Source organism: Bradyrhizobium sp. SUTN9-2 (assembly GCF_003122645.1).
GTDB lineage: Bacteria > Pseudomonadota > Alphaproteobacteria > Rhizobiales > Xanthobacteraceae > Bradyrhizobium > Bradyrhizobium yuanmingense.
This window is the reverse complement of record NZ_LAXE01000001.1, coordinates 3,100,235-3,122,865: the sequence shown is the minus strand read 5'-3', so window position 1 is coordinate 3,122,865 and position 22,631 is coordinate 3,100,235. Positions and strand designations below refer to the sequence as shown.

General features: G+C 61.1%; 24 protein-coding genes. 15 read left to right on the top strand and 9 right to left on the bottom strand.

Annotated features, from left to right (window positions below; genetic code table 11):
* Positions 1 to 903 (bottom strand): RNA polymerase sigma factor SigJ, encoded by a 903-nt coding sequence (gene sigJ, locus XF30_RS14295; RefSeq protein ID WP_225129442.1) that lies wholly within the window; start codon positions 901 to 903, stop codon positions 1 to 3.
* 210 nt (positions 904 to 1,113) lie between these two features.
* Here sigJ and XF30_RS14290 point away from each other — a divergent pair, with 210 nt between their 5' ends.
* Together XF30_RS14290 and XF30_RS14285 are read left to right on the top strand one after the other, a co-directional pair.
* Positions 1,114 to 1,569: a carboxymuconolactone decarboxylase family protein gene (locus XF30_RS14290; RefSeq protein WP_109143098.1), complete on the top strand. Its 456-nt coding sequence runs from the start codon at positions 1,114 to 1,116 to the stop codon at positions 1,567 to 1,569.
* A gap of 528 nt (positions 1,570 to 2,097) precedes the next feature.
* Positions 2,098 to 3,033, top strand: coding sequence for a PhnA-like protein (locus XF30_RS14285; RefSeq protein WP_370144171.1), 936 nt, complete (start codon positions 2,098 to 2,100; stop codon positions 3,031 to 3,033).
* An 82-nt stretch (positions 3,034 to 3,115) separates the two neighbouring features.
* Here the strand turns inward: XF30_RS14285 and XF30_RS14280 are convergent, their stop codons facing one another.
* Entirely contained in the window at positions 3,116 to 3,481 is a 366-nt protein-coding gene (locus XF30_RS14280; RefSeq protein ID WP_244608952.1) for a response regulator, read from the bottom strand.
* A gap of 181 nt (positions 3,482 to 3,662) precedes the next feature.
* On the opposite strand from XF30_RS14280, the gene XF30_RS14275 reads away from it, so the two are divergent.
* Positions 3,663 to 3,959: a low affinity iron permease family protein gene (locus tag XF30_RS14275; protein ID WP_225129301.1), complete on the top strand. Its 297-nt coding sequence runs from the start codon at positions 3,663 to 3,665 to the stop codon at positions 3,957 to 3,959.
* A 1,563-nt stretch (positions 3,960 to 5,522) separates the two neighbouring features.
* Here XF30_RS14275 and XF30_RS39345 read toward each other — a convergent pair.
* Both XF30_RS39345 and XF30_RS14260 read right to left on the bottom strand, forming a co-directional pair.
* Positions 5,523 to 5,981, bottom strand: a complete 459-nt coding sequence (locus XF30_RS39345) for a hypothetical protein (protein ID WP_502696099.1) — start codon at positions 5,979 to 5,981, stop codon at positions 5,523 to 5,525.
* A gap of 6 nt (positions 5,982 to 5,987) precedes the next feature.
* The gene (locus tag XF30_RS14260; protein WP_109143095.1) at positions 5,988 to 6,209 is read right to left on the bottom strand and encodes a hypothetical protein; all 222 of its coding nucleotides are present in this window, start codon (positions 6,207 to 6,209) and stop codon (positions 5,988 to 5,990) included.
* Between the two features lie 437 nt (positions 6,210 to 6,646).
* Here XF30_RS14260 and XF30_RS14255 point away from each other — a divergent pair, with 437 nt between their 5' ends.
* Genes XF30_RS14255 through ligD form a run of 4 tightly spaced genes read left to right on the top strand, consistent with a single transcriptional unit; the run spans position 6,647 to position 10,050 of the window.
* Entirely contained in the window at positions 6,647 to 6,847 is a 201-nt protein-coding gene (locus XF30_RS14255; RefSeq protein ID WP_244608951.1) for a hypothetical protein, read from the top strand.
* Positions 6,848 to 8,527, top strand: coding sequence for a DNA polymerase/3'-5' exonuclease PolX (locus XF30_RS14250; protein ID WP_109143093.1), 1,680 nt, complete (start codon positions 6,848 to 6,850; stop codon positions 8,525 to 8,527).
* The gene (locus XF30_RS39340) at positions 8,527 to 9,090 is read left to right on the top strand and encodes an MOSC domain-containing protein (RefSeq protein WP_109143092.1); all 564 of its coding nucleotides are present in this window, start codon (positions 8,527 to 8,529) and stop codon (positions 9,088 to 9,090) included. Before XF30_RS14250 ends, XF30_RS39340 begins: the two co-directional genes overlap by 1 nt.
* Positions 9,091 to 9,102: 12 nt before the next feature.
* Complete coding sequence (gene ligD, locus XF30_RS14240) at positions 9,103 to 10,050, top strand: non-homologous end-joining DNA ligase (RefSeq protein ID WP_109143091.1); 948 nt, start codon at positions 9,103 to 9,105, stop codon at positions 10,048 to 10,050.
* A 59-nt stretch (positions 10,051 to 10,109) separates the two neighbouring features.
* On the opposite strand, the gene rnhB is transcribed toward ligD, so the two are convergent.
* A complete protein-coding gene (gene rnhB / locus XF30_RS14235; protein ID WP_109143090.1) occupies positions 10,110 to 10,904 on the bottom strand; it encodes a ribonuclease HII in 795 nt (264 codons plus the stop codon).
* Between the two features lie 258 nt (positions 10,905 to 11,162).
* Here rnhB and XF30_RS14230 point away from each other — a divergent pair, with 258 nt between their 5' ends.
* A complete protein-coding gene (locus tag XF30_RS14230) occupies positions 11,163 to 12,266 on the top strand; it encodes a DNA topoisomerase IB (RefSeq protein ID WP_109143089.1) in 1,104 nt (367 codons plus the stop codon).
* Between the two features lie 59 nt (positions 12,267 to 12,325).
* On the opposite strand, the gene XF30_RS14225 is transcribed toward XF30_RS14230, so the two are convergent.
* The 4 genes from XF30_RS14225 to XF30_RS14215 all read right to left on the bottom strand — a co-directional run bounded on the left by XF30_RS14225 (position 12,326) and on the right by XF30_RS14215 (position 15,498).
* Complete coding sequence (locus tag XF30_RS14225; protein WP_109143088.1) at positions 12,326 to 13,210, bottom strand: NAD(P)H-hydrate dehydratase; 885 nt, start codon at positions 13,208 to 13,210, stop codon at positions 12,326 to 12,328.
* Complete coding sequence (locus XF30_RS14220) at positions 13,207 to 13,752, bottom strand: histidine phosphatase family protein (protein ID WP_283811137.1); 546 nt, start codon at positions 13,750 to 13,752, stop codon at positions 13,207 to 13,209. Before XF30_RS14220 ends, XF30_RS14225 begins: the two co-directional genes overlap by 4 nt.
* Complete coding sequence (locus XF30_RS39820; RefSeq protein WP_283811136.1) at positions 13,749 to 13,964, bottom strand: phosphoglycerate mutase family protein; 216 nt, start codon at positions 13,962 to 13,964, stop codon at positions 13,749 to 13,751. Before XF30_RS39820 ends, XF30_RS14220 begins: the two co-directional genes overlap by 4 nt.
* Positions 13,965 to 14,289: 325 nt before the next feature.
* A complete protein-coding gene (locus tag XF30_RS14215) occupies positions 14,290 to 15,498 on the bottom strand; it encodes a GAF domain-containing sensor histidine kinase (protein ID WP_109143087.1) in 1,209 nt (402 codons plus the stop codon).
* A gap of 550 nt (positions 15,499 to 16,048) precedes the next feature.
* Here XF30_RS14215 and XF30_RS37750 point away from each other — a divergent pair.
* The 7 genes from XF30_RS37750 to XF30_RS14185 all read left to right on the top strand — a co-directional run bounded on the left by XF30_RS37750 (position 16,049) and on the right by XF30_RS14185 (position 22,408).
* Complete coding sequence (locus tag XF30_RS37750) at positions 16,049 to 16,342, top strand: hypothetical protein (protein WP_146207705.1); 294 nt, start codon at positions 16,049 to 16,051, stop codon at positions 16,340 to 16,342.
* A 699-nt stretch (positions 16,343 to 17,041) separates the two neighbouring features.
* Positions 17,042 to 17,902, top strand: coding sequence for a YqaJ viral recombinase family protein (locus XF30_RS14210; protein ID WP_109145707.1), 861 nt, complete (start codon positions 17,042 to 17,044; stop codon positions 17,900 to 17,902).
* Positions 17,886 to 19,019: an ERF family protein gene (locus XF30_RS14205; RefSeq protein ID WP_109143086.1), complete on the top strand. Its 1,134-nt coding sequence runs from the start codon at positions 17,886 to 17,888 to the stop codon at positions 19,017 to 19,019. Before XF30_RS14210 ends, XF30_RS14205 begins: the two co-directional genes overlap by 17 nt.
* A 132-nt stretch (positions 19,020 to 19,151) precedes the next feature.
* Positions 19,152 to 19,595, top strand: a complete 444-nt coding sequence (locus tag XF30_RS14200; RefSeq protein ID WP_225129288.1) for a hypothetical protein — start codon at positions 19,152 to 19,154, stop codon at positions 19,593 to 19,595.
* A 248-nt stretch (positions 19,596 to 19,843) separates the two neighbouring features.
* The gene (locus XF30_RS14195) at positions 19,844 to 21,499 is read left to right on the top strand and encodes a recombinase family protein (RefSeq protein WP_109143085.1); all 1,656 of its coding nucleotides are present in this window, start codon (positions 19,844 to 19,846) and stop codon (positions 21,497 to 21,499) included.
* Positions 21,500 to 21,578: 79 nt separating this feature from the next.
* On the top strand, positions 21,579 to 21,758 hold the full coding sequence (locus tag XF30_RS14190; protein WP_109143084.1) for a hypothetical protein: 180 nt from the start codon (positions 21,579 to 21,581) through the stop codon (positions 21,756 to 21,758).
* Between the two features lie 443 nt (positions 21,759 to 22,201).
* Positions 22,202 to 22,408 carry a hypothetical protein gene (locus tag XF30_RS14185; RefSeq protein WP_109143083.1) on the top strand — a complete coding sequence of 69 codons (207 nt, stop codon included), beginning with the start codon at positions 22,202 to 22,204 and terminating at the stop codon, positions 22,406 to 22,408.
* The last annotated feature ends 223 nt before the right edge of the window (positions 22,409 to 22,631 follow it).

Genomic DNA, 22,631 nt, shown 5'->3' with positions numbered 1-22,631 from the left:
TCATGAAGCTGGCGGTATCGGCGAGATGCGAGCTGGAAAGTCCATTTCTGTCGCTAAGTGCGACAGCTTGTCCGGGTTTTTGACGATGTAGATCGCGGTGATCCCGTCCTCGCGGATGTCGAGCGCAGTCGTCTGCAGTACGCCGCTTCCATCGAGGCTAACGTAGCCTGGCAGGCCGTCGATGGTGACGACACGAAGCAGCTTCGGCGTTACGACGTATTTGCGCCGCTGCCTCGCAAAAAGGCGCAGGGCCCGCTCGACCCCCCGAATGACATTGCGGAAAGCGAGGACCTTGCCGCCGCCATCGGTATGGATCTCGACGTTCCTTGCCAGCAGCGCCGAAAGCGCCGCCACGTCCCCGTCGCGTGCTGCGGCGAAGAAAGCTCGGGTGATCCGATCCGCATCCGCGGGTTCGACGTCAAAGCGGGGACGTGCGGCCTGCACGTGCTTGCGGGCGCGCGCCGCGAGCTGACGAACAGCTGCCGGCTCGCGGCCGATGGTGATGGCCACTTCGGTCAGCGGCACGTCAAAGACGTCGTGGAGAAGGAAAGCGGCCCGCTCGAGAGGCGACAGGCGCTCAAGGGCCAGCATCAACGTGACCGTGACGTCGTCGGCGACCGTCTCGTTCGGCTCCACGGAACCCACGAGAGGATCTGGCAGCCAGGGGCCGACGTAGGTTTCCCGGCGCGCCCGCGCGGAGCGGCGTCGGTCGAGGCACAGGCGTGTGACAATGCGGGTCAGATAGCCGGGAGGCGAATCGACGCCACCCTCCACCCCGACCCACCGTAGCCATGCGTCCTGAACGACGTCCTCCGCCTCGGTGAGCGAGCCCATCATCCGGTAGGCCAGGCGTGTCAGGCGCCTGCGCTCCGCTTCGAACTCGGTGGTCCGCTGATCGTCCATCGCCTCCATCCGCCCAGTTTCCTCGCAGATCATATCCGCTGTCACCGTCGCTCGCGCATCCCGAACCCGAGAATAAGACGATCGAACCTGCCTGGATGTGACATCGGCCGCTTTGAATGGAACCGCCGAGTGCCATGTCACACCCTGACCGCTTGGCCCGTCATGGCTCCGAGCGTCGAATCTCCGGCGTTCCGAACAACGAGGCACGTCATGAGCGAGAACAAGCGGCTGGTCTGGAACGAAGTGGCACCCCACGGTGCAAAGGCGCTCTTCAGCATCCACCACTACATCACCACGGGTACCGACCTGCCCCACGAACTGATCCACCTCGTCTTCCTGCGGGTTTCGCAGATCAACGGCTGTGCGCACTGCATCGACCTGCACACCCGGGACCTCTTGGCCACCATGTCATTTGAAAAAGTCGCCCTCGTTCCAGTCTGGGCCGAGGTGCCCCACCTGTTTCCCGACAATTACCGCGCTGCCCTCGCGTGGGCGGAGGAAGTCACGCTCGTCAGCGAGACGCACGCCTCCGACGAGGCCTATGCGGCCGCAAGCGCGGCTTTCGCGCCAAAGGATCTCGTAGACCTCACGATCACGATTGCGGCCATGAACGCGTTCAACCGGCTGGGGACGCCCTTTCGGCTCCCGGTCAAGGCCAAGGCCTGATCCGCTTCTTCGCATCGTCACGGAATGGCCCCAGGGCCGTTCCGCCACCATCAAAATCCAACGCATAGGTGCGAGCGTCGGGCTGCGAGACATTGTGCTAATCCTTCAGTCCACACGCGCTCCGCTGGCGTTATCGGAGAAGCCCGCATCATTCGATAGGGTTCAGATCGCGTTGTGGCCCATAGCCGATCTTCCGCGATGTCCGTCGATTTGTCCGGTTGTGGCTCGTGGCTGGACCTGCCGCGACGTCCGCCAATCGTCAGCTTTTGACCCACAGCGGACATTTGCGCCCGCGTGCTACGGTCGGCTTCGCTCATCGGGAGGTGAATGAACGGGGCGGTCTTGTGCCTTCACTTCACCCGCCGCGGAAGCCGCCGCTCTGCTCGAACTCGGCGGAGGCGGGAAGTGCACGCTAGAGGGCATTTGAGTGGCCGGGCTCCAACGGGCTTGCAGTTGATGTCCACGATTTTAGGAACGTCGGACGCAAAAGCAGGTTGCGGCATCAAACCCCCTTCAAGGATCAACGTCATGGCCAACTCTCCCGAAATGGTTCGTTCAAGCCACCGCACGCCCCCTCAGACGAGCGAGGTCGTTCCCGCTGACGAAATTCGCACAATCATGTTGAACCAGGTGGCGTGGGGCGCCGTTTTCGCGGGTGCAGCCATCGCGCTTGTCATGCAGATGATCCTAAACATGATCGGTCTGGGCGTGGGCTTATCGACGGTCGACGTTGGGGAGGGTAATACGCCGAGCGCGACCTCGATGTCGGTTGGTGCTGGTATCTGGTTCGTACTTTCCGGAATTGTGGCTGCAGCGCTCGGAGGCTACATAGCCGGTCGGCTTTCTGGCAAGGCATCGGCTTCAACGACGGCTTATCATGGATTGATGTCATGGGCCGTCTCGACGCTGGCAGTAATATATCTACTTTCTTCCGCCGCTTCCGGCTTGGCTGGCGGTGCTCTCAGCACAGCATCCTCCGCTTTGGGCGGAGCGGGTAAAGCGCTCGGAGGGTCGATCCAAACGGCGGTTCAAACGGCAGCGCCCACGCTGAACAATGTTAGCGACCCGATGGCTGCCATCGAAAGCAAAGTTAGAGGTGCCTCTGGGCAAGATCCCGCCGCGCTTCGTGATGCCGCGGCCACAGCCGTCCGCGCGGCGCTAACGGGTGACGCTTCTCAGCAGGCAGCGGCTAACGACAAGGCCGCCGAGGCTCTAGCCAAGGCTCAGAATATATCACAAGACGAAGCGAAGGCGCAGATCAGTCAGTACCAACAGCAATATAAGGATGCGGTAGCCAAGACGAAGGAGCAGGCAAAGCAGGCGGCGGATACAGCTGCTAAGCGCGTCTCACAAGGTGCATTGTTCGCGGCAGTGGCATTGTTACTGGGCGCTTTGGCGGCGTTCTTTGCAGGCCAAGCCGGTGCGGTGAATCCAACAGTGTCGGCGCAAATCTCCCGTCGTTGACAACAGCAACCCGAGAAATTGACTTCTCTTGAACAACCAAGTTCGTCAGGTCACCGAAAGTCGTCGCTTCGGGACAAGGTCCCTACTTTCGCTCCAAGGCGCTCCGCAGGGCGTGGAGGAGATAATCGGACCTCCACGATTTTCCGACATTGACGGCGTCGCGCAATACTGGAGCGCCTTGGAGGTCGGCGGCAACGTAGCCGCTGGCGAGAATGAACGGTACGGACATCGCCTGGAGCGCTAGCGCGACGGGGGTGACCCATTCTCCAGCGAGGTTGACGTCGAGAATGGCGGCGTCGGGCCGGTCAGCCTTCAACAGCTTCAAAGCGCCATCAATGTCTGGGACGGGGCCGATCACGCGGTATCCGGCAGCCCTCAAGTGGCCGTCGAGCTCCAATGCGATGAGGTACTCATCTTCGACAACCAGGATTCGAGGAGCGTCGTGCACAATGTGTCCCCGGGGGTTCAAGACTCCACAGGCGCGGTGATGTGAACCCTTAAACCGGTTGGCTCTCGAGCTTAAGAACCGAAGCCATCCAGCGATGGATCGCGAGCTGTAGAAGTTCGCGGAACAAACAAAAGCGGCGCCACATTGACTGCCAATGGTCGTTAAGGAAATCCGGAGCTGGTTGACCAATATCGGCGTGCTGACCGCGCGGCCAGCCGCGTTCGTCGTGTTTCTTGCCTATGCCGCGCTTTGGATCGTCCTCGGCAATGGCCTGGAGTGGCATTCGCTTGCCACTCTCGCGACCTGGGGAATGACCCTCGTGATCCAGCGCGCTGAACACCGCGACACTCAAGCCATCCATGCCAAGCTCGACGAACTGCTGAAAGTTCATGGCGATGCGAAGAACTCGCTAATGACCATCGACGACAAGGACGCCGAGGAAGTCGAGCGGGAGCGAGACCGGGTCCGGAGGTCGTGAACTAGTGAGCCACTGGATTACGTCGAAAAGGCCCTCCGGGAAATACGCACGCCGAAGCAGTGACCGCAGAAAAGGTTCAGCCGGCATTATATCATGTGATGCACTGTGCTCCAGGCTACTTTGATGCTGGTTGCTGAACATAGGGGGGCATGGATCGGCAAAACAAGGCGCTGGGACACCTCGAAGCTCCCGGACTTTAGGATGAACCGCTCAGAGCTGCTGCGAGACTACAAGGATACCTCGCTTACCTTTTCGTCTGCCACAACTGCAAGCGCGCCCAGCGGAGTGACACAAAGTTCACGCCCATTCGCGTTCCACCCGACAAGCTGACGGCTCCTCGCTTCCGTGTCATACGAGGCGGACGAACGAGCCACTTTTGATATATTGATGGTTGGCCCCTCAGGGATGCGGCGGTTGCGAAGGCTGGCTAGGTGCGGGTAGACCCATGCCTTCCGCTTGTATAGCAGCAAGCCTGCGGTAAGCTCTTGCCTGGCGTTCAAGATCGGCTTTCAAGCCCGGGTCGATCTCATCGGCCGCGAGCCGCTCGAACGCAATTGCTCTTTCAAGGTAGTGCATTAAAGCGTCTATCATCTGCCTGTCTCCCGGCAGCATAGGATCATTTGTTGACCACTTGAGACGTTCTTTGCTCAACGGTGGCCAGCAGATCGTTTGCTCAACGTCCTAAGTCGTCACGTTCAGCCAATTGGCGGTGTTCTCCGGGCGCCTTCCTAGAACCAAGCCGCTGGCGTAGTGGCCGTTCCTCGCCCTCTGCGAGTTTAACCTGCATCAGAAAGGCTTAAAGAACGGATGGAAAGGATCGATTCCGCAGGAACGGTTCAGAGTGCGCCTCGTTGCCGGACATCGATGACACATTGTCCCTCCTTGACTAACCCGGCCAGCACTCCTGACCGGGTTTTTCCTGCGTGGAGGGGGCACCGATTATTGCGGCGCTGACCGAAAGCGCAAGCTGACTCCGCGTTCCGGCAAGGGAAAAAGAAGCAACGACCATACGAGCTTGAACTTATCTAGCGGCGCTTCGCCCTTGGGCCGCAGATCTCGTCCAAGTCCTGCCACCGCGAACGCGATAGCGCGCGCCGAAATGCCCGCGGACACGGTCGCTTTTAAGCCTTGCCGGAATAGCCGCTCCTTCCCGCTCTACTTGTCAGCTGCAATCGCCCGTTACCTGTGACGAATGCAGGTGCCACGCCGCTGGGAGGTAAATTTTTTAGCTGGGAAAACTTGGCAGAGACACGAGCGTTGTAAAGCAGCGGGAAACGCACGCCCCGCCATTGAGGAGGTGAGGAGATGGGCAATTTCCCAATGTTTGGTGCCGGTCTTTTCGTGCTTCTAGTCCTCGGCTATATCACATCCGGCGTATGGAAGACCGGAAATTCGGATGCAGTCACGCTTCGCAGGATCTGCGAGGCTGAAAACGTGGCCGATGTCCAAATTCGCGAATGCACGATCAGGCAAACAATACAGAGTGCGGTTGAAGCACGAATAGCCCAAAGGTGAGCTTCGCCAGCGTGCTACAGGCTGTCGCCGTGCCGCTCGCCGCCGGGTCTAGCTGAGTTGACCGGGCACCTGCGCAGTTCTCCCCTCTGACGGACGGCTACCGAGTCGACGCCACCGGATCGGGCCGGGGAAGCTGTTGGCGATGCTCAAGGCGCGTTCCTCCTCGGTCTCAAGAGCTATTTTTTGAGCTAGCATGACATCGCCCTCGACCAAGCCACCCACCGGGACGAAGCACCACCCGGTGCTGAGCCGGCCGTATTCGTCGATCTCGTTGACGTTGCCCGACGTTCCCCGCCGGATGCGGTACCGCTTTCCGGTATCGCATCCCACGACGTCGAAGTACCCTTTTCTCGTGAACTCGACCCTTTGCTGGGGCGAAAGCCAAGAACACAACAGTCGCAGCGCCCGAGCCTGAACCGTTTTCTCCTCCTTTGCTGCTCGATAAAGCGTACCGATAGCCAGGCTCCGAGGCGTCCAAGGGCCGATGCGACCGAACCTTCTCCTCACTGGTGCTCACCCGCCCACAAGCCGCGGGAAGAACAATGTCTCCTCGGCGGTAGGATCGAACGCAGTGATCCTGGTTACCTCACCGGGCTCCTTCCGAACGGCCGCGGTGTATCCTTTGCTCGTAAACTGCAGAAAAAGCCGCTCCGCCTCTACCAATGCTTCTGCATTGGAGTTGTCGAAGAAGTGCCGGCTGTCGCCGCTGTGATCCATAACGATTTGCACTGCCATGCCTCAAACTCCCGATTACATCTCACAAGCAATGTGGAATGCGAGCGCTCGTTCCTAACTCACCTAATCGCCACTGAAATCCTTCTACCGCTCTGCATCATGAGCACAAGACGATGCAGTGGCTCTGTCCGACGCCCTTCGGCGCGCCGACGTAAGCAACCGAGCAAGCCTTCACTTTAATGCGACGCCAATGGAGCCGCATGAGCAGAACAACGAAGCTGCTCGCCGAGTTCGAGTCGATGGCAAGCCGGCCGAGGGAGGTGCGGTACCCGCTTTTCGAGGGAACACGGGGGGACCTTGAACGGCACTAGGACGTCGTTTGCCGCCGAACGATCGGCGAGAACAGGCGTTTACCGACCATGTCAGACGCGTTCGACTATTTCCGTGCTTACGCAGTCCGAGCTCTCTGCAAAGCGAGATCCATGCCGAGGGGCAGAATGAAGCATCTGCAGCTGGCGGCGGGCCGGATCTACAATCTCCTCAAGAAGGAGGCCGCCTACGGCCCCAACATCCAGCACCTTGAGGACTTTCGCGCAGCTCAGAAGCTGGAGGCCTCTCTCGATCGCCGGCCAAGTGACCGATCCGATGGTCGCCCTGCTCCGGCGGCGCCGCAAAGCTCGCATAGGGAGGCTGGCTGAATGCCTTCGCTCGACGCGCGCGGTGTGGCAAGCCTTCTGCGAGAGTATGCCCAGCGCACCGCCTTGCGAGGCGGCAATCCTTACCGCGCGAAGGCCTACTCTCGGGCCGCCGACAGCCTGGCGGCCCTAGCCGTTCCTCTGGACGTGCTCGTCGCCGAAGATCGACTTACTGAGATCCCGGGCGTCGGCGATGCGATCGCCGACATCGTCACCAAGCTCCACAAGACGGGCAGTCATCCCAGCCTCGAAAAGCTGCGGAAAGAAATTCCCGCGGGGGTGCTCGAGATGCTCGCTGTACCTGGCCTTCGTCCGGAGAAGGTGCTGCGCCTGTACAAGAACCTAGGCATAGGCTCGCTCTCGGAGTTGGAGGCCGCCGCCCAGGACGACCGCATCAAGAAGGCGAAAGGACTGGGCGCCGCGCTGCAGACCAAGATCCTGCAGAACCTCGCGATCGCCAAAATTGGAGAAGGCCGCCTCCACCTGCACCGCGCCGCCGCGCTGCTCGCGCAGGCGAAGGACTCGATCCGCAAGTCTCGCCCCGAACTGAAGCGTGTGACGATCGCCGGCGATTTTCGCCGCGGCTGCGAACTGGTCGGTGATCTTGCCATCGTTGCGGAGGCTGCCAAGCCGGACAATACATCGACGCCGTCGGCCGACGGGCTGCAAATCCGAGTATCCGACCGCAAGCACTTCGGCGCTGCTCTCCTCTTCGCGACAGGCTCCGCCTCTCATATCGAACAACTCCAGGCTTTGGCAGCGGAGAGGGGGATGCAATTGGAGCCCGACGGCTTGCACAAGGGCCGCACGCTGATCGCCGGCGAGGAGGCCGAGATCTACCGCGCCCTCGGCCTGCCCTTCATCGACCCTGAGCTCCGGGACGGTCGCGGGGAGATCGAGGCGGCTCTAAAAGGCAAGCTCCCGAAGCTTGTCACCGACCAAGACCTGCGCGGCATTCTTCACTGCCACACCGATGCCTCAGACGGCACCGAGACCCTGGAGACGATGGCCAAGGCCACGCGCCAGCGCGGCTTCGAGTATTTCGGGGTTGCCGACCATTCCAAGTCCGCACACTATGCCGGAGGGCTCTCGGATGAGGAGATCGCGCAGCAGCACCTGGAAGCCGACCGGCTGAACAAGCGCTTCGGCAAGGATTTCCGGATCCTCAAGGGCATCGAGTCCGACGTCCTGGCAGACGGATCGCTCGACTATGACGACGATGTTCTGGAGCGCTTCGATTTCGTAGTCGCCAGCATCCACGGCCGCTTCAAGCTGGACCGCAAGGCACAAACGCAGCGCCTGCTTCGGGCCATTTCCGATCCCCACACGACCATTATCGGCCACATGACAGGGCGACAGCTCCAGCGGCGGCCTGGCTACGAAATCGACGTCGAGAAGGTGTTGCGGGCGTGCGCCAAGCACGACGTTGTAGTCGAGATTAACGCCCACCCATGGCGACTCGACCTGGACTGGCGCTGGCACCAGGCGGCGCTCGAGTTCGGATGCATGATGAGCATCAATCCGGACGCGCACTCGATCCCCGAGCTCGACCACATGCACTGGGGCGTTTTGATGGCCCGCAAGGGCGGTGTCCCTGCCGACCGGGTTTTGAACGCGATGACGCTTGCGGAGATCACGCGCTACTTCCGCCAAAAGCGGCGCTCGATCGCCCGCGCCGCCTAATGCCGCAGAAGCAGGATTTCTCGCTGCAGGGAAGGGTGGTGGCGGTCGCGGCCGATCGAGGGCATCACTTCAGCAAACCAACTCGGGACAGCATAATCCCGGTGGAAGGCCACGGCGTCGAAGGCGACGCCCACGCCGGTCCGTTCGTCCGGCACCGGTATTTGGCACGCCGCCGGCCCCTTCTGCCCAATCTTCGGCAGGTCCACCTGATCCCATCCGAACTCTTCCCGTCTCTCCTCGAAGTTGGCTTCGAAGTTGGCGCTGGCGACCTCGGCGAGAACGTCACCACCGCCGGATTGAATCTCGAACGGATGCCGCTCGGGACCTTGATCGAGCTCGGGCCGTCCGCGGTCGTCGAGCTGACGGGCCTCCGGACGCCCTGCGTCCTGATCGACCGCTTCCGAGCCGGTCTCAAGCGGCAGGTGCTCTCGTCGGCGGAAACGGGCCCTGCGTTCAAATCCGGGGTGCTCGGCGTGGTCCGAGCCGGGGGACCGGTCGTGGCTGGCGATAGTGCGCGGGTTCACCTTCCATCCTCCTCGTATCGGCCTCTGCCGGCGCTATAGGGAGCCCCTGCCATGGCCCGAAAATCGACCCTGCCTCATCGCCTGCAGCCCATGCTGGCCACACTGACGGATGCGCCCTTCGACGATCCCGATTGGGTCTTCGAGGACAAGTTCGATGGTTTCCGCATGGTCGCGGAAATCCGGCGCGGTCGGGTCGCGCTCTACAGTCGTAATGGGAAGATCATCAGCCACTCCTATGTCGAGGTGGCGAAAGCACTTGAAGGCGTGAAGGCGGATGCTGTGCTCGATGGCGAGCTCGTCGCGATCGGCAGGGATGGCGCATCCCATTTCCAATTGCTCCAGAATGCCTTGCGCCATGAGGCCAAGCTCTTGTACTGCGCGTTCGACCTCATGTTCGCGGAAGGCGAGGATCTGCGCGCGCTGCCTCTCCTCGAGCGCAAGAAGCGGCTGAAGGCCATCCTGCCGCGCCACAACCTGATCGCGTTCAGCAAGCATCGCAAAGGCAAGGGGACGAAGTTCTTCGCAGAAGCCGAGCGAAGGCATCTCGAAGGCATAATGGCCAAGCGCGCCGACAGCCCGTATGCGTCCGGACGCCGGACAGCCGATTGGCTGAAGGTGAAGACCGCGCAGCGGCAGGAGGTCGTCATCGCCGGGTTCACGGCACCGAGGCGAACCCGGCCCTTCTTCGGCGCCCTGGTGCTGGCGGTACGCGAAGGCGAAGCCTGGAGGTACATCGGCCACGTCGGCACCGGCTTCAGCCACCAGGTTCTGGGAGAGCTTCACGGCAAGCTCCTGAAGCTTAAGACGGCCAAGTCGCCCTTTCCCGCCAAGGTTAAGGATGAGCAGGTCACGACCTGGGTGCGTCCTACGTTGGTCGCAGAAGTGAAGTTCGCGGAGTGGACCAGCAAGGGAGAGCTGCGCCAGCCGGTCTATCTCGGCCTGCGGTCCGACAAAAAGGCCAAGGACGTCGTTCGCGAAAAGAGTTGGTCGCGAAAATAGGCGCAGCCAAGAAGAGACGTCCGGCCTGTTCAGCCGGCGGCTCGCTCGGATGCAGAAGGTCACGGCTGCAGGGGCGGCAACCCGAGAGCCTTGCGCACAGGTCCGAATGACCTGCGGTGAGCTGCGCATGCACCAAGCCTGGCAAGAGCTTCGTAGTGAGCCGGCACCGGGTAGCCCTTGTGATCCGCGAAGCCGTAGCCGGGGTAGCGGACGTCGAGCGTCCGCATGACCGTGTCGCGCTCGACCTTCGCCAGGATCGACGCAGCAGCGATGCTGGCGGACTTGGCGTCCCCCTTGATGATGGCCTGCTGAGGGAGGTCGATTTCCTTCAACCGCTTCGCGTCGATCAGCAGATGCTGCGGCGTCGATCCCAGCCCCCGGACCGCACGCTGCATGGCCTGGATACCGGCCCAGTAGATATTGATCGCGTCGATCTCCTCGACCTCTACGAACGCCACGGACCAACTCTCTGCCTTTGCCTTGATCTCCTTCGCGAGTTCTTCGCGAGCCGCGGCGTCGAGTTTCTTCGAGTCGTCGATCCCGACTATCCGCGTGCCAGGTTTCAGGATCACCGCGCCAGCGGACACTGGCCCGGCGAGAGGGCTCATTCCGGCCTCATCCACGCCTGCCACGGCACGCTGGCCGCTGTCCCATAGAGAGGTCTCGAAGCGCAGCATCTTGCGGAGGCGCTGCCCTTCGGATCTGTTTTCGAAACGCCTTTTATCGATCGAGGCCAGGATGGCACGTGCTCCCGCGCGGCCGTCAGCCCGCAAGATCTGCTCGACGCTGGCCTCGAGTGTTCGTTTCTCGACGACATAGCGCTGACGCAACACATCGAGCGAAAACTGGGACATAGCGGCCTTCTGACAGACTAATTGGGGAAGCGTGTCCGTAAACTTTGTGGCGATTGTCTGAAGTTAGGTCTTGCCGCCATCATCAGTCTGCGCAGCGCCCCGTCGAGTGGAACGGCCGGATTTAGCTGGGGCAGGTATTCTGCGCGGCTACTGAACTGCATCTACGAGCCGCCGGTCCCCGAACGGAACCAACCGCTGCCTTCATTCCTTTAGAAGGAGTGGAGCCTCGACCCCAGGGTGCTTCCGAGGGACAGGCCCATGCTCCGAGAGACTCGCAACGAAGACCAAATCCTGGACCGCACCGTCGAGGTCGCAGCAACCATTGCGGAAGAAGGCCTTCGCTATGTCAGCGACTCCGCGCCCGGTTACACCCGCAAGCGGACGGGAACTACCTTCAGCTACTACGACAAGGACGGCAAGCGCATCACCGACGCCGCCGTTATCCGACGCATCAAGTCCATCGGTATCCCGCCGGCCTATGAATCCGTCTGGATCTGCCCCTCGGCGAACGGCCACATCCAGGCGACCGGGCTCGATGCGCGGGGCCGCAAGCAGTATCGCTACCACGCGAAATGGCGCGAGCTGCGCGACCAGAACAAGTACGAACACATCGTCCAGTTCGCAGCCGCGCTGCCCGCGCTGCGCGACCGTGTCGCGGCCGACATGAAGCTGGAAGGGCTACCTCGGGAGAAGGTTCTGGCCACGATCGTCAGCCTTCTGGAGAAGACTTTGATCCGGGTCGGCAACGCCGAGTATGCCGAGACAAACAAATCATACGGGCTTACCACGATGCGACGAAAGCACGTTGCGGTGGGCCGCGGCGTCCTTCGGTTCGACTTCACGGGCAAGTCGGGCAAACAGTGGAAACTTCGCGTCGAGGACAAGCGGATTGCCGCCATCGTGAAGCGCTGCGCGGAGATCCCAGGACATGAGCTCTTCAAGTACCTCGACGACGACGGACAGCCGCGTACCGTCGATTCCGGCGACGTCAATGCCTACATCAAAGACATCACTCGCGAGGATTTTAGTGCCAAGGATTTCCGCACTTGGGCGGGAACGGTTTTGGCAGCGTTGGCCTTAGCCGAGTTCAAGAAGTATGACAGCCAGGCCGAGGCGAAGCGCAATGTTGTCGCCGCGATTGAGAACGTATCGAAGCAGCTCGGGAACACGCCGGCCGTCTGCCGGAAGTGTTATGTTCACCCGGAAGTCTTGAACGCCTACATGTCAGGTGATCTCGTGAAGATGATCGAAGCCAAGATCGCGCAGAAGTTCAAGCGCCAGTACGCTAAGCTCACTTCCGACGAGATCATGGTGCTGGCATTTCTGCGCAAGCGTCTCGATTCTCTGAAGGGCCCGGTCTAGGCGCCTCGAAAGCATGCGTTTCCTACACTTCCCTTTGCACCGCTGCTGGGCAGCTTTCTTCAGGTTCGACTCTCCAGGTCCCGCATGATCGGGGGAATTTCCTCCGGCAGTTCGCGTGCGAGCAATCCAATGGCACCAAGACGATCCGCCACCAAACGACCAGCCACGGCATGAAGATAGACGCCCCAAGCCGCCGCTAATAAAGGCGAGGTTCCTCGAGCGGCCAAGCCGGCCACGATGCCGGCCAGAGTATCGCCAGATCCGGACGTGGCTAGGCCTACGGTCCCCTGCTCGTTCAGTAGTGCCTCGTCAAATAAACCGACAACATGGGTGCTGGCCCCCTTTAGGGCGACCACGGCATGGACAGAACGAGCGGCTTCCGTTGCCGATCGCAGGGCCCGGCTCTCGATCTCTTCGCGTTCTCGGCCTAAAAACTTGGCCATTTCTCCGAAATGAGGCGTGCAGACTAGCCTGCCCCGCTGTTCTTGCCGAATATCGAAGTGGCGCAGAGAGGTGAAGGCCGACGCATCGACCACGAAAATAGGCCCGATCGCCTCGTTGAGAAGCAGCGCACATAGTCGTCCGACCGAGCCTTCATCGACCATACCGGATCCTATGAGAACGCTATCCGAACCCTTCGCAAGCTCGACCAAACGTGGGCCATTTCCGATCCCGATCTCTCCGTGCCCATCCTCCGAGCATCTGATTACCATGGCTTCAGGCATAGCCGCCCCGATATGAGGAGCGTTGGTTTGGCAGGCCGCGATGCGAAGCACGCCGGCGCCAGCCCGGAGCGCCCCCAGTCCAGCCAATATAGCCGCGCCCGGTAGCTCGATATTTCCGGCGATGACGAGCACGCGGCCTCTGCTGTGCTTGTCGCCCCCGGAATGCTTCGGCAACGGATGCGACCGCAGATATGCTTCGTCAAGCGGCTTAACGATCATCGGGCTGCTACCTTGGCGTCAGGGGCGGTCGTAACCGGCGCTCCCTCAGCCTCGAGCGGCGCGAGGAAGTTGTATCTCATTAACTTCAGGGTCGCTCCGCACTCATTACGCTGGTCCAGCCGATATTCCGTCACGGAGCAATTGGCGACATCTGCCGCCGCATCGATGTCCAGAATGGCTATCTCATCGAGCTTTTCGATGAGATAGCGAAAGCAGAGAACCACGACCTGATGTCCGACGATCAGCACGCGCTTGTCCGGATAGTGGAGGCTGACACTCTCCAGCACGCTCCGAAGCCGCAAGATAACATCGCACCAGCTCTCGCCTCCGGGAGGCCGAAAGTAAAACTTCCCCATGAGCAGGCGAGATTGCGCGAGTTCGGGATGGCGGCGTTCTATGCCGAGCTTCGTCAGCCGATCCAGTATTCCGAATTCCCTTTCCCGCAGCCTCTCGTCAGCGACGATGTCAATCGACGGAGCGGATGCCGCATGGACCGCGGCAGCGGTACTTCTGGCGCGCAGATACGGAGAACTTAAAATCATTCCCCGGCCCTTTCTTCGCTCGGGAGAGATGCGAACCAACGCCCGAGCGCTGCGGCCTGTTGCTCGCCCAAGGCGCTGAGCGGAACATCGACGTCACGTGCCTCGATCGCGATGTCCTCACCGCCAAGCGCATGAGCCGTATCGCGTGCCACGTTGCCGGCGCTCTCACCGTGCCGGACGATCCACAACCGAGAAGGCCAGTGCTGCGCCATGGCTATTCCCCAGTTTGGGGCTGTGGATTTCCGGCAATCAGCCGGGCAGCAATCGAGAGACGCTCGCCGCGCTTTGGTGAGCGACGAAAGGAGTCGAGACTTTGCATGAGCAGTTTCCCAAGCGAGACCTTGCTCAAACCGCGGGAGCGGAGGTCGTTCCAACAGTCCTGCGTCAACTCATTTCACCTAGTAGGCTGTCGCCCTACAGCGGCCGTTGCTAACGAGAGCCGCGTTGTGGCATGTCGGTTTTCAGGGAAAATGGGGACGCCGACGCACTTGGAGCCTACGCGGCTTTTGACCCGAAGCGGAAATGTCTGATGAACGCTCACTGTTCTGAAACGAGAACGGCTGGACTTACATCGCTTCTGTCGGCCGGCGCGGCAAAGGCTGCGGTGAAGATCGTGCTGTCTTCGGTCGACGTGGCAAAGATCCGTCCGCCATGCGCCCTTGCAATTTCCTGTGCGATGTAGAGCCCTAGCCCCAGCCCCTTTTGGTTAGGGACAACGTCACCTCGCTGAAACGCGGTGAAAAGATGGGGCAGCGCCTGCGCGGGGATCGGCGGTCCTTTGTTGATCACCTGGATCTCAAACCCCGCGTCGCTGGATCTTGCAACGACTATGATGGGCTCATCCGGCGCGCCATAGGTAATCGCGTTCCCGATCAGATTGGACAACATTTGACCCAATCGGCCCGCGTCGACGTCTATCGTCGCCGGTGCGTCAACATCCGACAGAATGCGGCGCTCGGAGTGAACGCTTTCGAACTCGGATACGATCTGCTTGATGATGGGTTCCAAGTGCTGGCGTCTGGAGCACAGTTGCATCCCGGCGCCCATGCGGAAGCGGGCGAAATCCATGACATTGTCTATCAAGACCGCCATCCGATTCACGCTGCCCTGCAAGAGAGCAATCCAATTCTTGCCTTCCTGATCGACCTTCTTGTTCAGGAGCCGCAAGCCGCCCTGGATCGAGGCAAGCGGATTTCTGAGATCATGGCCGAGGACGGCGATGAATTGCTCACGAAGCTCCGCGTTCTTCCGTTCCGCGGCAAGCTTGCTCTCGGTCAACTCCACCCGTTCGGCAGCGTCGAGATGAGCCGCGATCAGCTCAGCAAACAGCTTGAACATACCGACGACTTCAGGGGTATTTAGCTTGCGCGGTTTCGGGTCGATCGCGCAGAGCGTCCCGAAGAATGAACCATCGGGAAGAATAATCGGCACCGAGATATAGCTCTGAAAGCCGTACTGGGCCGGAGTGTGGTGATTGCAGTATTCTGCAGCCTCGCTGACATGGTCGATAACCACGGCCTCGCGGCTCTGGCGAATTTCGTGGCAAATCGTGCTCTCGACCTTCAGCTCGTCACCCGGTTTCAGCCCAAAGGCAAGGTCGTCTCGCGATGCACAGGTGATCCATCTGTCCTCGGTGACACGGGCAACCGCGGTGAACCCCATGCCCGTGGTCCGACTTACCACGTCAAGTATGGTCGGTACGGCGGCAATTCCGCTGATTTTGGCGATGTCGCGTGCGAATTCCATTCGACCCCCGCAGCCGGAACTCTCTATCCCGGTCTGAACGGCCCTTTTAGACTAACTGTAATTACCTGTCTCCAGGGTAAGGAAGCCAAGCCATTACGGCTGAACGAGGCTCGGCGCATCATCGAGGAGTATGCCGCCGAGCTGCGGAAGATCATCCAGAAGCTCCGGAGTAAGTTGAACTAAGGCCGCCTCACTTAGCGGCCTCATTCACTTCAGCCGACCTTCACTTCCGCGCCGCCCCTAGCTGCCCTCTCGCGTGACGGCCGCTGCGTCTGCTGTTGAGAGGAGCTGGGCTGCTGGCCTCCACAGCCGCCCGTGGACCCATAGCGGACTTTAGTGTCCATCGAGCTGCCCTGAGGGAGTGGACAGCTACTGGAACCATGATGAAGCCCGCGCATTCTTGCTCGGCATATCGGGCCTTCAGCCGTAAGCGTTGAGATCCTCTTTCGCACCGCCGCTTACTGCGACCGCGAGACTCAAGGTTATTCGGACCATCGGCCGGTCGTCGCGACCTTCTCGCTGCCGTAGGGAAATCAAAGGAAGGGTCGGCATGGCTGCTCATCTTGGAAGAAAAGAGCTTGCATGCAGTCTCGCGACGCCTTGGAAGAACGCCACAAGCCGTCAGAAAAATTGCCAGCAGGCTAAAGCTTCCGCGTCGACCTCTTCATCTTATGAGGTGACTCTGCCGCAATCCAGCGCCGACAGACGCCATCTCAAACGGATACGGTGGGTCGCTCCCGATCCAGCTCTGGCCGGCTGTCGTGACAGAAGCGTGTTGAGCTCAATGTTGTTGCAGTACTTGTTGAACTTGCTCAATTATCGGATCGCGATCACATTTGATTGAGTTTCCCGACCAATGCGTACCATTCAGGTTGATCTTTAAGGCGTTCTGGACCTCCAGCGGCACTCCGGCGCGCAGGTTCGATCTGGATGAACAAAACTCAGCCCCTCCCCCGGACTAACTCCTAGCAGTCAGGATTGAAGCATCAAGAGTTCCAAGCTTGGTGTAGATTTCTGAGCTTACAATGATTGCATCGGACTAGATCTGGCGAATGCCGGGAGGAATTTTGGCTAAGAGATTCGTCGCGAGCCATTCGCACGCACCAAAGGTCGCACTTGGGCTGGGCGACGGCAGCTGCCGCGTCCGTCCCAACTTCACGGCCCAGGCCGAAGCGAACAACCGCACAAGTTGAACTAGCCCTGTCCCGCTTGCCGGCTCGAGGCGGCTTTTCAGCCAAGCGCTTGGGCCCGGTGCTGCTTTTGGCGTTGCTGCGGTTGGCTTCGATTCGTCGAACTGACGTCATGTGGGAGCGCGCCGGTTGGGGCGGGTTGCGGCACCCGAAGGCTCGCTCCACCCCCCTGAAAGCTCAAGGCTTTTCGTGCCAACGAACCGCAAAATTGCTGCAGAAAGGACTGGCATTCCCGCGCAAAAGGAGCGTTAATCACCGGACCGGCCTTACGGCCCTTGGCTCCGGTCTTTCCCCTCGCAGCGGCGGGGGTTTTGGCGGTGCGGCGGCAAGCCGCGTCAACCCAGGAGAGACCGGTGACTACGATTGCAACCGACGGCGCCGCGGCGCCCCGCTCCGTCATCAATTTGAACCGCCACGACCGCCGCGCCTTCATTGGCGGCTCGGATGCGCGCATCATCATGGGTGATGACCAGGAGAGTCTCACGCGCCTGTGGCGCGAAAAGCGCGGCGAGATCGCGCCGCCAGATTTGTCCCGCAACCTGGTCGTGCAGCTCGGCGTTGCCACCGAGGCGCTCAACCGCGCCTGGTACCAACACGCCACCGGGCACGCGATCACCGACATCCAGAAGCGGGTGCGGCATTCCGTCCATTCCTGGATGGCGGCCACGCTGGACGGCATCGTCGCCCCGACCGGCGCGGTGTTCGAGGCCAAGTTCATGCTGCCCTGGGGCTTTACCGAAGAGGCCGCAGCGGAGAAGCACATGGCGCAGCTGCAGCACAACATGTGGGTCACCGCATCGCGCAGCGGCGTTCTCTCCATCATCACCGGCGGTGGCAAATGGATCGAAATCACCGTGCATGCCGACCCGCTCTACCAGCACCTGCTGCTGACTGCGGAGAAGAAGTTTTGGCGCTGCGTGCAGAGCGGTGAGCCACCGCTGCTGTTCGGGATCGAGACCCCACGGCCGCGGCTTGCCGCCGTCAAGGTCGTCGACATGACCGCGTCCAATGTCTGGGCCGAATGTGCGGCGATCTATCTGCGCACCCGCGAGGCCCATGCCGAGCACGAGCTGGCCAAGGCCGAGCTCAAAAAGCTGCTGCCGGAGGATGCCAAGGAGGCGTTTGGCCACGGCGTTCGCGCCAAGCGCTCCAAAGCCGGCGCGATCAGCTTTGATCCGGTTGAGATGGAGCCCGTCCATGCACCAGGCCAGTGAGCATATCGGCGCGATCGCGGCGGCGCTGGCCCGCGCGCAAGCCGAACTGACCAACCCAGAGAAGACCCTGACCGCTCAGATCCGCTCGCCGTTCCTGCGCGATGACGACCGCACCTTTCGCTACGCCTCGCTGGCGAGCGGTCTCGACATCGTGCGCAAGACCTTGAGCCAGCAGGAGATCGCCACCATCCAGACCACCCGGGTCGAAGAAACCAGTGGCCACATCCACCTCACCACCCTGCTCGCCCATTCTTCCGGCGAGTGGATCTCCTCGGACTGGCCGGTCTGCGCCGCACGGGACATCGAGGCGCCGCATCGCATGGGTGCGGCGTTGACCTACGCCCGGCGCTACGCCCTGTTCGCGCTGGTCGGAATTGCCGGCGAGGATGATCTCGACGCCCCGGATGCGGCCGCCGGTCCTCCCGCACCGCCCACCCTCAAGGCCTCGCCCGGCAAGGGCGCGCTCAACCGTGCCCCGGTGCTGCGGCCGGGGGAGTCCGCCGCACTCAGGGAGCAGCTGTTGCGCCAGCTCGAAGCGCTGCCCGCCAGCACCGATCTGCTCGGCTGGGCCATGACGAGCCTCCCGCTCAAGAACAGCTTGCAGGAGCCGGATGCCCGGCGCGTCGAGGCCGCCTATCAGGCCAAGCTTGAGGACGCTGCCCAAGCCCAGCCGTCGGCCGACTTGGGTGGCACGCCAAGCCAAGCGCCTGCTGCTGACGCCGAGGCCGCGCTGCAGCCCGCGCTCGCCGAGGCCGGGCTCGCTCATCCCAAGGAGCCGCCGCGCAAGCGCAGCAAGGCGCACCTGCTGTTTGTCCGGGAGCAACCCTGCCTGGTGTGCCGGCAAACGCCGTGCGATGCCCATCATCTGACGTTCGCCCAGCCGCGGGCGCTCGGGCGCAAGGTCAGCGATGAGTTCACGGTGCCGCTGTGCCGCGCCCATCATGAGGAGCTGCATCGGCACGGCAACGAACGGGCGTGGTGGGCGAACCTGCAGATCGCCCCACTGCCGGTCGCGCAGGAGCTGTGGGCAACGAGCCCGGTGCAGGGTCCGACCGAGACGGCGGGCGGCAGCGCAGCCGTCCTCGCCAGCCTGGGCGCGGAGACCGCATCCCGATGAACGGCCCCTTCCAAACCGCGCCCGAGCTGACCGCCACTGCGCTCCCGGCGGAGTTTGCGGCCTTGGCGCCGCCGCCCCTGCTGCTGCCCGGCGAACAGCTCGACCATTACCATGCGCTGCGACAGGCCATCTTTGCGGACCTTGCGCCCCGGTCCGCCATCGAATGGCTGCTCGCCATCGACGTGGCCGAACTGTCCTGGGAAATCCTACGCTACCGCATGTTGCGGCACCGATTGCTCGAGACCTATCGCCAAAAGGCGATCGGAAGCGGCGCTGCGGCGCATCGACCTGGTCGGGATCGATCCCCACTTCGAGCCCCAGGCCGAATACTACACCCAGCAAAATGCGCTGAGCTGGCGCACTGACCCGATCGCTGCGACCGAGATCGAGGCGCGCCTTGCCGCCTACGGCTGCGATCAAGACGCCGTCACCACCGAAGTCTACATCCAGGCGCGCGAGGTCCTGGTGCTGTTCGAAGGCTTGCTCAACGCTCCACAAACCAAGCGCACGTTGCTGCTGCGCGAGATCAGGCATCAGCGCTTCGTCAGCGCACCGATGCGACGACCGTGCCTCTAAAGCAGATCGAGCTAGATCGTCAACCCACTGAAACCGCGGTAGAAGTAAGCAGTTCGGGAAGCGCTGCGCATGGCGCGTTGGCAGTGCGAGGCGGACCGGCTGTGTCTTGACCGGTTGATCACGCGGGCCAGAGCCACAAATGCCATTCGCAAGCGCAGCAATCCAACTCGTACAAGTGTTTGGATTCTTGAAGAGCGACAGAGCAAGCTGTTCTATGTATTGGTGGCTCGCGTCCGGATGAGGTGAAAATGAGTAATGCGCTCATCGTTCACAAAGCTCATCTGCCAAAATCGCTCCTCAGCGTACGGGCAGCGCAATATGTCCGTATGTCAACCGACCGGCAGCACTACTCGATCCAAAATCAGGCTGCCGTCATCGCCGCCTACGCCCACGCCCATCATCTGACGCTGGTCCGAACCTACAAGGACGAGGGCGAGAGCGGCCTGCTTATCAAGAACAGGACCGGGCTCCTCCAATTGCTTGAGGATGTCGAGAGAAACCAGGCCGACTTTGGTCACCTTCTGGTCTATGACGTAAGTCGATGGGGCCGTTTCCAGGACGTTGATGAAAGCGCGCACTATGAGTTCGTTTGTCGGCGCGCGGGCATCAAGGTCGCATATTGCGCTGAGCAATTCGAGAACGATGGAAGCATGCTCGCGAGCATCGTCAAAAACATCAAGCGCGTGATGGCTGCCGAGTATAGCCGCGAGCTGTCCGCGAAGGTCTACGCCGGTCAATGCCGCTTTGCGCGGCTGGGCTACAAGCCATGCGGACGTGCCGGCTATGCACTTGTGCGGGAGCTCGTCGACGAGAAGATGCAAACCAGACGAGTGATGAAGAAGGGCGAGCGGAAGTACATCCTGACCGACCACATTCGTATCAGACCGGGCGACCCCATGGAAATCGCGGTCGTGAAGTGGATATTCCAACGGTTCTTGGAGGTTAAGTCGGAGACGGTCATCGCTTGGGAACTCAACCAAAAAAGGCTCGTCTCGAGTACCGGCGCGGCGTGGACCCGCGCCGCGGTTGGTACTGTTCTCAGAAACGAGAGCTATATCGGAAACCTCATCTTCAACCGGAAATCCCAAAAGCTCCGACAGGCCGCGGTGAGGAATCCGCCTGAGCAATGGATCAGATCCGAGGGCTGTATCGAGCCCATCATCGATCGCGAGGTCTTCTTCACCGCCAGAAGCATTATGGAGAACCGGCGCGTGGATCTTTCTGAGCAGGAGATGCTGGTTCGGTTGCGCAAAACTCTTCTCAAAGAAGGCCGCTTGACGCCGGCCATTATCGATCGAACTCCGGGATTGCCCTGCGCTGCGACCTGCCAGACCCATTTTGGCAATTTTCGGAATCTCTATCGGCTGCTCGGCTACACCCCGAAGCGGAATTACGAATTTCTCGACGCCCGTCCTTTCTGGTCCGAGCTCAGGGCAAAGCTCATCGAACAGGCCGCGGCTGCGATCAAGGCGGCCGGCGGACGCGTCAGTTCAGGCGGCTGGAGTCATTGCCTGCGCGTGAGCGGGTCGGTCTGTGTTTCCGTTAGGGCTGCTCGTTGGTCCCGTGGCCAAAAGCCGACCCATGCACCGTACTGGAGCATCGAGCGCGAGGCGTGCCTCCCCGATGGCTGGATCGCAGCTATCCGCCTCGCCGAGCACAATCAGACGGTGCTCGACTACGTATTGTTGCCGACCGATGGCAAAGTGAAACGCACGATCCGCTTTTCGGAGGCAGCGCGAGCGCGCCGAGGAATTGCGCGCTTTAAGACGGCCAATGGCCTCGTTCAAGCCATCACGAGGCGATTGACAAAAGCTGATCCTACTACCCACACGCACCGAACGCGGGGGCGCCGGCGACCGAAAGCGATGCAATCTAGAACTAGAAAGATTCACCGACGACGCTGATACCCGACAGACCGTTATTTTGAGACCTTGTGCTCACCCTCGGCGTGAGCTTTGATGCGCGCATTTAGGATGTGCTATTATGAGCGTTAAGGCGATTGTCGCGAAAATCCTAAGAGACGAACTCACGTCCCTGGGCATCCGGTCTCTGACGGTCCAGGAGTCTGAGAGGATCGCGGCTCACATCTTCGAGCGGATCATTGACCTTGAATTGGAGCTTGAAGCTCGTGACTTCGCCTCCATGAGCCGCGATCGCGACTAGCCTTCTCGTGCTTTCGCGAGGTGCTACTGCCAGCCTGGCAAGAGCCACGAGCAGCCTGGCAAGAATTGAGGCGACTTGAGCCGGCCCGACCCCTCGTTGGTCAGTCGGCATGGAGATCACGCCAGAGACCAAAGAACGGCGTTGCAGGGGCTGGCTGCTGCTGGTCTCGAGCCGTAGACGGGGCACGGGCAAGCTAAAAAAGGGCAAGTACTCCCGTTAACGTCGGCTATCGCTGTGCTATGCTGAGGGGCGACTACGAACGTGGTCGCAATCTCAGTTAACTCCCGTCGGCTACCTAGCCGGCGGGGTTTTTCTATGGGCCTTAAGGGCGACGAGAGACGCCAGTTCAGATTGCGACATTAACTTGGTTTTAATACCCGTTGTACAGGGGCGCCGGGTCATGTAGACACGGCCTGTGTCCGCGTCAGTTGCGTTTAAGAGTCATGATTACGTACAAGCAGTACCACATCCAGCGATTTGAGCACGGCAACGCGCGTTGGATTGCCCGCGTTAGCCGGGCAGATGGTCAGAACATCCGCACCATCTTACCGGCCGCTGAGCACCCGTACCTTGATACGAAGCCGACCGCCTCCGCCGAGGAAGCCGAGGAACTTGCCAAGGAGGGCATCGACTTTGGCGGTATGGTTTAGGCAACTCTGCTAGAGTTCGCCTAACAACTGCACGCGAGATCGAGGGCCCCTTTAAAAAATGCTAGAGCCATGAAGAGAACTGAAGGGTCACTTCGGCAGAAGGCTCGATCGCTCGGGATTGGGTTAGGCCGCCACGATAGCCTCGAGCGAAATGCCGCTTAGCAGATGCGGCACTCGTTTCTGCGTCGTGTGTGTCCTCCGCCAAACATGGGCGAGGATCTAA